At 37.5% G+C, this 13,152-nt stretch carries 11 protein-coding genes; 10 read left to right on the top strand and 1 reads right to left on the bottom strand.

Annotated elements, in window-relative coordinates:
• The first annotated feature begins 34 nt into the window (after positions 1-34).
• From mprF to IGJ93_RS12060, 8 genes are all read left to right on the top strand, one after another.
• Positions 35-2,608, top strand: a complete 2,574-nt coding sequence (gene mprF / locus IGJ93_RS12095; protein WP_218657993.1) for a bifunctional lysylphosphatidylglycerol flippase/synthetase MprF — start codon at positions 35-37, stop codon at positions 2,606-2,608.
• A 181-nt stretch (positions 2,609-2,789) separates the two neighbouring features.
• The gene (gene ispE / locus IGJ93_RS12090; RefSeq protein WP_285700886.1) at positions 2,790-3,641 is read left to right on the top strand and encodes a 4-(cytidine 5'-diphospho)-2-C-methyl-D-erythritol kinase; all 852 of its coding nucleotides are present in this window, start codon (positions 2,790-2,792) and stop codon (positions 3,639-3,641) included.
• Positions 3,642-4,044: 403 nt separating this feature from the next.
• Positions 4,045-5,001, top strand: a complete 957-nt coding sequence (locus IGJ93_RS12085; RefSeq protein ID WP_430596957.1) for a metal ABC transporter substrate-binding protein — start codon at positions 4,045-4,047, stop codon at positions 4,999-5,001.
• Positions 5,002-5,033: 32 nt separating this feature from the next.
• On the top strand, positions 5,034-5,714 hold the full coding sequence (locus tag IGJ93_RS12080; RefSeq protein ID WP_270346728.1) for a metal ABC transporter ATP-binding protein: 681 nt from the start codon (positions 5,034-5,036) through the stop codon (positions 5,712-5,714).
• On the top strand, positions 5,687-6,514 hold the full coding sequence (locus tag IGJ93_RS12075; protein ID WP_067484652.1) for a metal ABC transporter permease: 828 nt from the start codon (positions 5,687-5,689) through the stop codon (positions 6,512-6,514). Before IGJ93_RS12080 ends, IGJ93_RS12075 begins: the two co-directional genes overlap by 28 nt.
• A 163-nt stretch (positions 6,515-6,677) precedes the next feature.
• A complete protein-coding gene (gene purR / locus IGJ93_RS12070) occupies positions 6,678-7,499 on the top strand; it encodes a pur operon repressor (protein WP_067484655.1) in 822 nt (273 codons plus the stop codon).
• A 157-nt stretch (positions 7,500-7,656) separates the two neighbouring features.
• Positions 7,657-9,030, top strand: coding sequence for a bifunctional UDP-N-acetylglucosamine diphosphorylase/glucosamine-1-phosphate N-acetyltransferase GlmU (gene glmU, locus IGJ93_RS12065; RefSeq protein WP_071869018.1), 1,374 nt, complete (start codon positions 7,657-7,659; stop codon positions 9,028-9,030).
• Positions 9,031-9,122: 92 nt separating this feature from the next.
• The gene (locus IGJ93_RS12060) at positions 9,123-10,091 is read left to right on the top strand and encodes a ribose-phosphate diphosphokinase (RefSeq protein WP_067484661.1); all 969 of its coding nucleotides are present in this window, start codon (positions 9,123-9,125) and stop codon (positions 10,089-10,091) included.
• Positions 10,092-10,202: 111 nt separating this feature from the next.
• Here the strand turns inward: IGJ93_RS12060 and IGJ93_RS12055 are convergent, their stop codons facing one another.
• Positions 10,203-10,979 (bottom strand): hypothetical protein, encoded by a 777-nt coding sequence (locus tag IGJ93_RS12055; RefSeq protein WP_095803862.1) that lies wholly within the window; start codon positions 10,977-10,979, stop codon positions 10,203-10,205.
• A gap of 265 nt (positions 10,980-11,244) precedes the next feature.
• Here IGJ93_RS12055 and IGJ93_RS12050 point away from each other — a divergent pair, with 265 nt between their 5' ends.
• On the top strand, positions 11,245-12,957 hold the full coding sequence (locus tag IGJ93_RS12050; RefSeq protein WP_067484666.1) for a patatin-like phospholipase family protein: 1,713 nt from the start codon (positions 11,245-11,247) through the stop codon (positions 12,955-12,957).
• Complete coding sequence (locus IGJ93_RS12045; RefSeq protein ID WP_067484668.1) at positions 12,927-13,145, top strand: YdbC family protein; 219 nt, start codon at positions 12,927-12,929, stop codon at positions 13,143-13,145. The genes IGJ93_RS12050 and IGJ93_RS12045 overlap by 31 nt, the downstream gene beginning before the upstream one ends.
• Positions 13,146-13,152: the final 7 nt, after the last annotated feature.

The following is a 13,152-nucleotide window of genomic DNA, read 5'->3' as shown; positions in this document are numbered from 1 at the left end:
GAAATGAAAGTACATGAGTTTGGAAGGTAAAAATGTGAAAAATAAAATACAATTGATTCTTCAATGGATGAAAAGTCATAGTCTGATTTTAAAATTGATTTTTTTTGGTTCAGTATTAGTCTTTGTCGCGAATCAGGTTGCTAATATCGCAAATGGTATGAGTTGGCAAGATATTTTGGAAACAATGGATAAGCAGAATCACCTAACAATTGTTTTAATGACGTTGCTTGGATTACTGGGTGTGTTACCAATGCTTTTATATGATTGGGTGACACTTAGAGTATTGGAAAAGCAAGGAAAGCCTAAGATGCCAAGGCAAGAATTTTTTCTAGCGGCTTGGATTACGAATACAATCAACAATTTGGCAGGATTTGGTGGTGTCGTGGGTGCAAGCTTGCGCGCTAATTTTTATGGTAAGCAGGCAGATCGAAAAAAGGTACTGGCAACTGTTTCAAAAGTAGCAGTCTTTATGATAACAGGTTTATCTGTGTGGTCGCTGTTCACTTTTGTGGATGTCTTTTTCATTCAAACAGAGAGTATTTTTCGAAGTTATTGGATTTGGTTACTAGGTGGAAGTTTTGTTGCACCGGTCATTTTCTTTTTTGCGTATCTTAAAAGAAGGACCCTGTTTTCAGAATTTTATCCAAAAGGCTTGGTGGGTTTATTTTTTGCCTCGTTTGGTCAGTGGACAGGTGCGCTAACCGTATTTCTATTAATCGGCAAGCTGATGGGAATCAACGTATCCCTTCATTCGATTTATCCCATGTTTATTGTGGCAACGCTGATAGGTATGTTAACGATGGTTCCGGGTGGCATGGGAACGTTTGACGTGTTGATGATTCTTGGTATGAGTCAGTTAGCTGTTCGTCAAAATGTAGCAGTTGTTTGGTTATTGTATTATCGCCTATTTTATTATGTAGTGCCATTTTTAACAGGTATTCTTTTGTTTATCACGCATACTGGTGTGAAAGTGAACAGGTTTCTTGATAATATCCCACGGTTGTTTTTCCAAAAAGTGGCACATATCATTTTAGTTAGTGCTGTTTATTTTGCGGGTATCATGATGGTTTTACTATCAACAATTACAAATTTATCTGCGATTAGTCGCCTATTTCAAATTTTGTTGCCTTTTTCATTTAATTTCTTAGATCAGACACTCAACCTACTTGTCGGATTTTTACTGTTAGGCTTGGCTCGTGGTTTAGCGATGAAGGTGAAAAAAGCGTATTTGCCAACAATCACCTTGTTGATTTTTGGTATTTTAAATACGATTACTCGAACGTTGTCGTGGGAATTGATTTTAGTTTATGTCCTTATTTTGTTAGCAGTTTGGCTGGCACGCAAGGAGTTTTATCGCGAAAAATTTGTCTATTCTTGGGGAGCAATCGCTTTTGATGCTTGCTTATTTGGGTTCTTGTTTGTTGTTTATGCAATTGCAGGTTATCATAGTGGTCAATTTTGGGTAGGACGAATGACTGCGAACAATTTTATTCTGTTTCCTTCAGATGAGGTCTGGTTTTCTGGACTGGTTGGTTTAGGTATTTCGTTGTTAGCGCTGGTGGCGTTATATCAGTATTTATCTACGGCAACGGAGGAGCTTGGAACGGAGCTAGAGGCAGAGCGATTGGATCAGCTGATTGATCAATATGGTGGAACAGCTTCTAGTCATTATTTGCAATTGTCGGGATATAAATATTTTTATTATCAAGAAGGTAGCAAAGATCAAGTAGTTTTTGGCTATCAGGTGAAGGGAAATAAATGCTTTGTGCTTGGAGATCCAATTGGCAATCCAGCTATGTGGCGAACGGCAACCAAAAGCTTTCTGAAAAAAGCTGATTGCTTAGGTTATCAGCTGGCTTTTTATAAGGTGTCAGAAAAATATGTTGTGATGCTGCATGAAGTTGGGTTCCGTTTTGTTAAAGTAGGGGAAGCAGGGATTGCTGACTTAACGATTGCAGATGTTCCTTGGCTGAATCAACAATTAGAATATCAACGATTAACAAATGAAGGCTATCATTTTACTTGGTATGATGAAATTCCTGAGGAACTGCTTGCAACACTGGGAGAGGTGTCACATGCTTGGTTGAACGGCGAAACAGAGAAACATTTTTCTGTTGGCCGATTTGACAAAGAGTACGTGAAGACCAGTGGCGTGGGTGTTGTTCGAAAAGACCAACAAGTAGTTGGTTTTGTGACGGCACAACCGATGACACAAACACAAGCAGGATATGATTTGTTGCGAGTGTTGCCGGGAGAACCTGTCGCATTGAGTGACTACCTGTTAGCAAATTTGTTTGTTGTGTATCAAAAACAAGGCTACTTGGAAGCAAATCTTGGTCTAGCACCTTTGGCGAACGTTGGAGAAACAGATTTTTCATTTATTCAAGAAAAAATGATGAACATCGTTTATAATTATGGAAACTTTTTCTATGCTTTCCAAACGACTTATGAAAGAAAATCAAGGTATGTCAGTCGTTGGGAAGGACGTTACTTTGCTTATATGAAAGGTAGCAATTTTGTATTCGCAACTCTTCAATTATTTATTCTGATTGGTCGCGGGAAAGGGAAAAATCCAAGCTTAGCTCAAGAAGTCTTGACTGAACTATAAATAGGTAATGAGAATAAAAATCGATTTGAAAGATTGAGAGGATAAGAATGAATAACGTCTTATCCTCTTTTTTTCTTTTTGCTTCAGTTGAAATAGGAATTTAAGGCGGAAGTTAGCTATACTTTTATTTTCCCCTATGATAGAATACTTTCGACTTAGACTTTTCGAATGGGTGAGAGGTATGGAACTAATTGAAAAAGCACCAGCCAAAATAAATTTAGGATTGGATGTATTATATAAACGGCCAGATGGGTACCATGAACTTGAGATGGTTATGTCGAGTGTGGACTTAGCAGATCATTTGATTTTTGAAGAATTACCTGAAGATCAAATCGTGGTGGAAACAAATAAAGCTTTCTTGCCTGTAGATCAACGAAATAATGTCTATCAAGCAGCCGTATTACTGAAAAATAAATTTAATATCAAAAAAGGCGTTAAAATCGTTGTTCAAAAAAATATCCCAGTGGCTGCTGGCCTAGGTGGAGGCAGTACTGATTGTGCCGCAGCCTTGCGCGGAATCAATCAATTATGGGATTTGGGCTGTTCCTTAGAAGAATTAGCAGCAATTGGCTTAGAAGTTGGTACAGATGTTCCTTACTGTGTATATGGGAATACGGCATTTATTGGTGGTAAGGGTGAGGAAGTAAAACTTATTCCATCTATGCCACAGTGTTGGGTTATTCTAGTCAAACCAAGAATGAGTGTTTCTACACGAACAGTGTTTAGAGATCTTGACACGCAAGCCATTCAGCATCAGGACGTCGCTGGATTGGTGGAAGCAATCCAGCAACAAGACTATCAACAAATGATTCAAAAAATGGGAAACAGTTTAGAAGATGTGACTGGGAAAAGGCATCCTGTAATTCATCAGATCAAAGAACGAATGATTAAATATGGAGCGGACGTGGCTTTGATGAGTGGTAGTGGACCAACAGTTTTTGGTTTGTGCCAACACTATTCGAGAGCACAACGAGTATATAATGGATTAAAAGGGTTTTGTGATGAAGTTTATCTTGTACGCACATTGCGTTAAAGCTTAAGTGAATTTCGGAAAAGATTTTTGTAGTCGATTTAATAACTGAGAAGCAATTAAAAAGCATATAAGTTTAGTTTTCTTTTGCGGCTAAACTTATGTGCTTTTTTTTATTCCAGGGAAATGGTGGAAGCATGACCTTTATCCAATTGTAACAATTCATGGGATCACCCCTTTCGTAAAGCTTGCGCCATTTTATCTGAGAATAGAATGATGGTCTAGTTGCTGAAAAGAAAGCCTATTCTATGAAAAAGTATTCAAGTGTTTTACGGTTTACTTCTAAATATGCGTTGTAAATCAGAAATTTTCCGAATCCTATTGACTGCGATTTTTTATTTTGATACATTAGTCCACGTTGACAAATCGTAAAATTCCGATTTGCTATTTTAGAAAGGGGTAAACAATGATTAAAAAATATGTATGGGCAACGATAGCTGTTGCAGGAATGTTGTTATTTGCTGCTTGTGGACAAACTGAAAAGAAAAGTGAGTCAAAGACAGACGAATTAACCATTATTACTTCTTTTTATCCAATGTATGATTTTACGAAGGAAGTTGTTGGTGACGAAGGCAAAGTTGAGTTACTGATACCTGCAGGAACAGAACCCCATGATTTTGAACCAAGTGCAAAAGAGATGGCAAAAATTTCAGATGCAGATGTTTTCGTGTATAATAGTTCAGACATGGAAATTTTTGTTGATTCAATAAAGAAATCAGTTGATCAAGAAAAAACATTGATGATTGAGGCAGCTAAGGGAATTGAACGCTTAGAAGGAACGGAAGACCATGATCACGAAGCTGAAGATGACCATGAAGAGAGCCATGACGGACATGAGCACGAATATGATCCTCATGTATGGTTAGATCCAGTATTAGCAATTCAAGAAGTTCAAACCATTGCGAAAGAATTGGGAGATAAATATCCTGAAAAGAAAGCGACATTTGATAAAAACGCGGAAGCTTATATCAAAAAGTTAGAAGAGTTAAATCAAAAATACGCAACAGAATTAAAAGATGCAAAAAATCGGACATTTGTTACGCAACATGCTGCATTTGCTTATTTAGCTAATCAATATAACTTAACGCAAAAATCAATTTCAGGTATTTCACCAGATCAAGAGCCGACACCAAGTCGCTTGGCAGAACTGAAATCATTTGTTGAGGAAAATCAGACAAAAGTCATTTATTTTGAAGAAAATGCTTCTTCGAAAGTGGCTGAGACGCTAGCTGCTGAAACAGGCGTGAAGCTTGAAGTGCTAAATCCACTGGAAAGCTTAACGGAAAAACAAATGGCTGCTGGTGAGAATTATGTTTCTGTAATGGAAGAAAATTTAGCGGCATTGAAAGAAAGCATTAAGTAAGTTATCGAGTAAGTTTAGAAGGAGGTCTTGTGATGCATTATATCGAAGTATCTGATTTGACCTTTTATTATGAAGAAGAACCAGTATTAGAAGATGTATCTTATCATGTTGATGCTGGGGAGTTTGTCATTTTAACTGGAGAAAATGGAGCAGCAAAGTCAACGTTGATTAAAGCAACTTTGGGATTGTTAAAGCCTACTAAAGGGACTGTCACGATTGCTACGGAAAATCGAGAAGGAAAAAAATTGAAGATTGGCTACATTCCCCAACAAGTAGCATCATTTAACGCGGGATTTCCAAGCACAGTAATTGAATTAGTTCGTTCAGGACGGTTTCCTAGAGGTAAGTGGTTCAAACGTCTGACTAAAAAGGATCACGAATACGTGAAGCTTGCCTTGGAGTCTGTTGGGATGTGGGATATGCGGCATCGTCGAATTGGTGAGCTGTCAGGTGGACAAAAACAACGAATTAGTTTGGCACGTTTGTTTGCAACTGATCCAGATTTATTTATTTTAGATGAACCAACGACAGGGATGGATGAAGAATCTAGAAATGAATTTTATCGTTTGTTGCGACATAGTGCGCATGTGCATGGAAAATCAGTTTTGATGATTACTCACGATCATGAGGACATCAAGCAGTATGCAGATCGACAAATTCGTTTGGTAAGGAAGGAGGATTCTCAATGGCGTTGCTTTCATATGAATTCATGAGAAGAGCATTTCTTGCTGCGATTTTTATTGCGGGAATTGCCCCAATGCTGGGCGTTTTCTTAGTAATTAGAAGACAGTCGTTGATGGCTGATACACTTTCTCATGTTTCGTTAGCAGGTGTGGCGTTGGGGTTCTTTCTCAATTTGAACCCAACAGTTACCACAATGATTGTTGTGGTCTTAGCAGCAATCGTTTTAGAATATCTACGTACGATTTATCGGACGTACTCTGAGATTTCGATTGCAATTTTAATGGCCGGAGGACTAGCGTTAGCGTTAGTCTTGATGAATTTGAGTGGTGGGAATTCTGCAACGAGCATTCAATCTTATTTATTTGGATCAATTGTGACCATCACGTGGGATCAAGTCATTTTCTTAGGTATTTTATTTGTAGTCATTGGTATCTTATTTGTTTTATTCAAACGTCCAATGTATGTCCTAACTTTCGATGAAGATGTGGCGCATGTTGACGGATTGCCTATCCATGCGATGTCGATGATGTTTAACGTGATCACAGGTGTTGCGATTGCGGTAATGATTCCAATTGCAGGGGCATTGTTGATTTCTGCAATCATGGTGTTACCAGCAGCAATCGGCATGCGCTTAGGTCGGAGCTTCAACGTCGTGATTGCAATTAGTATTTTTGTTGGCTTTGTCGGGATGCTTTCTGGATTAGGTAGTTCCTTTTACTTGGACACACCGCCGGGAGCAACAATCACGTTAGTCTTTATTGCATTATTCTTAATCGTTAATATAGTGAAACGACTATCAATTGGGTTAAAACGAAAAAATCGAGCATAAAATGTGTTGAAAGAAACGGCGGAAACGAAATATTTCCGCCGTTTCTTTTTTTATAAATCAGAAATACCGAACTATTTTCTTATTTTTTTATAAAATGCTCGAATTTTTGAAAAAAAACTTATATAATGAAAAACGACAATTTTAAAAAAGGGAGCTGGAATATGTGAAAGTACGTCGCAGTGAGCGTCTTGTTGATATGACTCAATACTTATTAGATCATCCACACGAATTGATTTCGTTAACAAGTTTTGCCGAACGTTATGAATCTGCTAAATCTTCCATCAGTGAGGACTTAGCGATTATCAAGAAAACATTTAAAGAAAGAGGTTACGGCACACTAGAGACAATTCCTGGTGCGGCGGGTGGTGTCTTGTTTATTCCCGAGATTCCTTACGAAGAAGCAAAAAAATATATTGAATCTTTAGCCGAACGTTTATCAGAACAAGATCGCTTGTTGCCAGGTGGCTATGTTTATCTATCAGATTTATTAGGAGAACCTGAGTTATTAAGACAAGTTGGGAAAATCATCGCATCAAAATATTTAGGTGAAAAAATTGATGCCGTGATGACAGTTGCGACAAAAGGTGTACCAATTGCCCAAGCTGTTTCTTATTATTTAAATGCTCCGTTTGTCATTGTTCGACGTGATTCAAAAATCACTGAGGGCTCGACTGTGAGTGTAAATTATGTTTCAGGCTCATCTGAGCGAATTGAAAAAATGGAACTTTCAAAAAGAAGTTTGAAACGTGGTTCAAGAGTTCTTGTCGTCGACGACTTTATGAAAGGCGGCGGAACAGTCAACGGAATGAAGAGTTTGATTGAAGAATTCGAATCTGAATTAGTTGGTATCACTGTTTTTGCAGAATCAAAATTCCATGGACATCGTGCAATCGATGATTATACTTCACTACTTTATGTGAAAGATGTTGATACAAAAACGAAAAACATCACAGTTGTTCCTGGAAATTATTTCTCAGAAGAATAACTTTATCAGCGAAACGAATCAAGTTAGAAGAGGTTGGGACAAAAAGCTGTCCCAACTTTTTTATTTTTAACGCAATTTTTTAAAATAATCGTTAGTTGAAAAAAAGCGAGCACTGGGCTAAACTTAACACAGGAAATGATAACTAGGAGTGAAGTAAGTGGAAGCACGTTATGCAATTATTTTGGCAGCGGGAAAAGGAACTCGTATGAAGTCAAAATTATATAAAGTATTACATCCAGTTTCTGGAAAACCAATGGTCGAACATATTATCAATCGAGTAAGTGAAACTAATCCTGACGAAATCATTACCATCGTTGGTCATGGGGCTGAACAAGTAAAAGCACAATTAGGTGAACGTAGTGAGTATGCTTTACAAGCAGAACAACTAGGCACTGGGCACGCAGTTTTACAAGCAGCCTCTTTCTTAGAAGGCAAAAAAGGAACAACGTTAGTCATCAGTGGTGACACACCATTATTAACAACAGAAACACTAAACAATTTATTTGAATACCATCAAGGAAAAAATGCTAGTGCAACGATTTTAACAGCACAAGCACAAAATCCTACTGGTTACGGACGAATCATCCGCGACCATGTTGGAATCGTAGAAAAAATTGTCGAACAAAAAGATGCTTCACCAGAAGAAGCACGCGTAAAAGAAATCAACACAGGTACTTACTGTTTTGACAACGAAGCATTATTTACTGCCTTGAATAAAGTGGGTACGAACAATGCCCAAGGTGAATATTACTTAACTGATATTATTGAAATTCTAAAAGAAGATGGCAATACGGTTGCTGCCTATCAAACAGAAAATTTTGAAGAATCAATGGGTGTAAATGATCGTATCGCATTGGCAAAAGCAAATGAAATCATGCGTAAACGAATTAATGAAGCACACATGACTAATGGTGTCACTTTTGTTGATCCAGCGTCAACTTATATTGATGCGGGTGTTGTTATTGGTTCAGATACAGTGATTGAAGCAGGCGTACAATTACAAGGCGAAACAGTCATTGGGATGGATTGCATGATTGGTGCACATTCACGAATTGTGGACAGTGTGATTGAAGATAACGTTGTAATTACTAATTCTGTGATTGAAAGCAGTCATGTGAAAAAAGCAGCAGATGTTGGCCCATTTGCTCACTTACGTCCAAACGCTGAAATTGGTGAAGGGGCGCACATTGGAAACTTTGTTGAAGTGAAAAATGCTGAGATTGGCAGTCATACAAAAGTTGGTCATTTGACTTACGTTGGTGATGCAACATTAGGTGAGGACATCAATGTTGGTTGTGGTGTGGTTTTCGTTAACTATGATGGTAAACAAAAACATCATACAAAAGTCGGTGCCCACAGCTTCATTGGTTCAAACTCAAACATTGTTGCACCGGTGACAATCGAAGATCATAGTTCGATTGCAGCGGGCTCAACCATTACAAATGATGTTCCTGAATATGCACTTGCAATTGCACGTGCGCGACAAGTAAACAAAGAAGGATATGCGAAAAAACTCCCTTATCTCAATTAGTTTTTTGTAAAATAACTTGATTTATTTAAAAAATATGTCTACTATTTACTAGGAAGAATTCCAGAGTTGTGAAAAAGAAAGTGGAGGTCCCCATGTCAAATCATTATTTTGATCCAAGATTAAAAATTTTTGCATTAAACTCAAATCGCCCATTAGCTGAGAAAATCGCTGCAGCTGTTGGTGTAGAATTAGGTAAATCATCTGTTACTCAATTCAGTGATGGTGAGATTCAAGTAAACATTGAAGAAAGTATTCGTGGTTCACATGTGTATGTTATCCAATCAACAAGTAGTCCAGTAAATGATAATTTAATGGAATTGTTGATTATGATCGATGCTTTGAAACGCGCTAGTGCAAAAACAATTAATGTAGTTATGCCGTACTATGGTTATGCTCGTCAAGACCGTAAAGCGCGTGCGCGGGAACCAATCACTGCTAAATTAGTTGCAAACATGATTCAAAAAGCAGGAGCAACAAGAATGTTGACCCTAGACCTTCACGCTGTTCAAATTCAAGGTTTCTTTGATATTCCTGTTGACCATTTAATGGGTGCACCATTAATTGCTAATTATTTCTTAGAAAAAGGAATCAAAGGCGACGATGTTGTTGTTGTTTCACCTGACCACGGTGGCGTAACTCGTGCGCGTAAATTGGCTGAGTTCCTAAAAGCACCAATTGCAATCATCGACAAACGACGTCCTAAAGCAAACGTTGCAGAAGTAATGAATATCATCGGTAAAGTTGAAGGAAAAACATGTGTCTTGATTGATGACATGATTGATACTGCAGGTACGATCACCTTAGCAGCTAACGCGTTGAAAGAAGCAGGAGCAACAAGTGTTTATGCTTCTTGTACACATCCAGTCTTATCTGGTCCAGCTTTGCAAAGAATTGAAGATTCAGCAATTGAACGCTTAGTTGTAACGGACTCAATTTATCTACCAGAAGATCGTAAAATTGATAAAATCGACGAAGTTAGCGTTGGTGGTTTGATGGGTGACGCAATTAAACGTATCCATGAAAATAAACCAGTTAGCCCACTTTTTGAAACAAAAAAATAAGCACTTAAAAAGATTGAACAAAGAGACTATGGCTTTTTGTTCAATCTTTTTTTGCGAAAAAAGGAACGTAACATCTAACTGTTCCGTTCCTTTACACAGGTAAAAAATTTTTTAATTTAGTGTACCGTAGGCAAAGTCATCCACATCACTGATTAGACGCCAACGTCGGTCAAGTGTGTTGTAGACGAGTGTACCAATTACAGGTTCTTCACGGTAGCGAGTCCCTTTTAATTTCCATATGTAGTCTTCAATCACATAGATGGGGATTCGATACTCATCATTGATCAATCCAGCTTGTTCAAATGAAAAAATAATGCCTTCTTGCATCAATGGACGCATTTCTTTTAGTAAATCACCATTGATTTTTTCAACAGTGATGCCACGGCGAAAGAATGATTTCTTTTCGTTGATTTTATCTGCAAGAATTTGACTCATCTTGTCTGCAAAAATTCGGTAAAATTCATCCAGGTAACGATAATAAATTCGGTTCAACTGATCGCTTAAATCAAAATAAACAAAATTATTTTGTAATTTATAGAAAAATGGTGAGTGCAGATGCGTTTTCATATGCCCAAAATACAATAATTCTGAAATTTCTAATGGTGATAGTTCTTTTAGCATAGTTAGGTCTGTAAAATCGATCCACTTTAAGTCGTCCGCATTATGACGATTACGAAGTGAGGAGAAGAAATGTTGAATATTTTCTGTTCCACGAATGATTTTCAAACCAGTGTGAGGTTCATATTCTCCTGCTGAAGCAGCAGGATCTAATAATAGCAAGTTTTGAGGATAATGCACGATGCTGTTTGAAAAATCATTTGCAGTTAATCCTTTGGTTAAAACAGCGTTACTAGTTGTGTCGATATGTACATAAACTGAATCAGTCATCATGCTCCTCCTTACTTGATTTCTCAACTATTTTATTTTACAACAATTGTAAGAAAAAAGCTTGTTTCTTTTATTTTAAAATTCCATTACAAAGTCACGTTTTCATTGAAAATAATCGTAGCTTTCAAATTGCTTTAAATTTGATATCAGTTATTTTTTAGAAAAGATAAATGAACTCTTTTGTTTTTGTAAAGGATAGGCGCAATTAGTTCAGACAAGAAATTTTTTTCAGAGACTGCTATACTTGGAGAAAAAGGAGAGAACGATGGATATCCAACCAATTTATTGGTCAGAAAGGCAGCGTCTACACAATGAAAGTCGAAAAATGGAACAACCATTTCCGTTTTTCAATGAACAACAAAAAAGTCGTGATTCTTTTTGGCAAACGGCAAAAAAGAAAAATGCATGGCGAGTCAAAGCTGGTAAACTAGTGCTCTACTTTGAGAAGAAAACAGGAGAAGCAAGTGAGTCAGATCATTTGGTGATAACAAATGTGTTAGCCAACGAATCTTTCCGGCAATGGCGTCAACTATTTACATTGCTGGAAAGTTGTGCGCGCTACTTTTTGAAATCGGCTTGTCAGTTTTCCTTTTCACAACCACTTTCTTCCCAAATGACCGAATTATTTATTCAATTTGGGTACCAAACAGTTGATACCAGGACTACTCAGTGGGTGAAAAATGTTTCTGGAAAATCTGCTGTGGTTTTTGGCGGGGGCGGCGCACATGGGGCCTACCAAATTGGTGTGTGGAAGGCATTACAAGAAGCTGGCTTTTCGATTGAAATTATTACCGGCACGTCAGTTGGTGCAATCAATGGCGTCTTGATGTTGCAAGGTGATTTGGATCAAGCTGAATTTTTATGGACGAATTTATCCACCAATCAGATTTTGGCGGTACCAGAGAACGTGCCTTTAACTGATTTGCGCCAACAGTTGTTGACTGATATTCGTCGAATGACCAAGACGGCTGTTTTAACTCGCGGTATTTCTTCACAGCCTTTAGAAGAACTGCTAAGAAAATCATTGGATTTGAAAAGCATAGTTCAAAAAACGAAGCCACAACTATTTACAGTTACGACTAAAATTCCTGAAATGATTGAGAAAGTGGTGCCTATTCAAAAAATGCCGCCAGAGCAGATTCCGGAGTGGATTGTTGCTTCCGCTTCTTTTTATCCAGCGATGGCCTATAAAAAAATTGACAAAGATCGCTATATTGATGGCGGATATAAAAATAATCTGCCAGTGGATGTTGCGATTGAACAAGGAGCAACTGAAGCTTTTGTGGTAGATGTTCAAGGACCAGGAATTACAAAAAGAGTCAAAAAACCATTAGGATTTGTTGAATGGCGTTGTCGCTCACTTTGGACGCTAGGTACATTTTTGATTTTTGATGGACAGCGTAATTCAATGAATTTACAATTAGGTTATTTAGAAACAAAAAAACAGCTGCACCAATATGAAGGTCATTGGTATACCTTTGATTCGACCGTGTTGGCTGAAAAAATTTGGAAAAAATTTCTGCGCACGTTAGCCAAGGAAAAAAATTTAGAGCTTTCTTTTTTCTATGACGTAAAATTTTGGGAGAATTTGCGTAATGTATATAAAGACAGGGTCGTCATTGAAACTTGCGGATTAGCAATGCTAGAACTATTGGCAAAACAAATGTATTTACTGCCTAATAAAGTTTATCAAGTATCAGAAATGATAACGTTGATTCGTGAAAAAGAACAACGTCCATTTACAGAAATTGTTACGAATGAAATTGGGTTACTAAGTATGGAAGAGTGGTGGTCTTCTTCAAGAGAACAACGTTTAGAACAAAAGTTGACGGAACTAGCAAAAGAACTTTATGCTAGTACGAAAGAGAAGGTTCAAACGTTGCTTAAGGAACAACCATTGAACACATTATTTGTTTTATATGCACATTATCTTAAGGAGGAACAAGAATGGCACAAGAATTTTCCTATGAAATCATAGAAGAAATCGCAATTTTATCTGAAAACGCAAAGGGTTGGCGTAAAGAATTAAACTTAGTTAGCTGGAATGGTCGCCCGCCGAAATTTGATTTGCGTGACTGGTCACCGGAACACGAAAAAATGGGGAAAGGATTGACATTGACGAACGAAGAGTTTGAAGCATTGCAAAAAGCGATAGAAAACATGTAAGAAAGGA

The organism is Enterococcus sp. DIV0174 (genome assembly GCF_050529065.1).
GTDB lineage: Bacteria > Bacillota > Bacilli > Lactobacillales > Enterococcaceae > Enterococcus_B > Enterococcus_B thailandicus.
The sequence above is the reverse complement of the archived record's forward strand: the minus strand, read 5'-3'. Positions and strand labels throughout refer to the sequence as shown.

Bases quoted from the DNA above. Each gene is read 5' to 3' on its own strand.
- ispE (WP_285700886.1), top strand. From the start codon at position 2,790: ATGGAACTAATTGAAAAAGCACCAGCCAAAATAAATTTAGGATTGGAT.
- IGJ93_RS12085 (WP_430596957.1), top strand. From the start codon at position 4,045: ATGATTAAAAAATATGTATGGGCAACGATAGCTGTTGCAGGAATGTTG.
- IGJ93_RS12080 (WP_270346728.1), top strand. From the start codon at position 5,034: ATGCATTATATCGAAGTATCTGATTTGACCTTTTATTATGAAGAAGAA.
- IGJ93_RS12075 (WP_067484652.1), top strand. From the start codon at position 5,687: ATGGCGTTGCTTTCATATGAATTCATGAGAAGAGCATTTCTTGCTGCG.
- IGJ93_RS12060 (WP_067484661.1), top strand. From the start codon at position 9,123: ATGTCAAATCATTATTTTGATCCAAGATTAAAAATTTTTGCATTAAAC.
- IGJ93_RS12055 (WP_095803862.1), bottom strand. From the start codon at position 10,979: ATGACTGATTCAGTTTATGTACATATCGACACAACTAGTAACGCTGTT.
- IGJ93_RS12050 (WP_067484666.1), top strand. From the start codon at position 11,245: ATGGATATCCAACCAATTTATTGGTCAGAAAGGCAGCGTCTACACAAT.
- IGJ93_RS12045 (WP_067484668.1), top strand. From the start codon at position 12,927: ATGGCACAAGAATTTTCCTATGAAATCATAGAAGAAATCGCAATTTTA.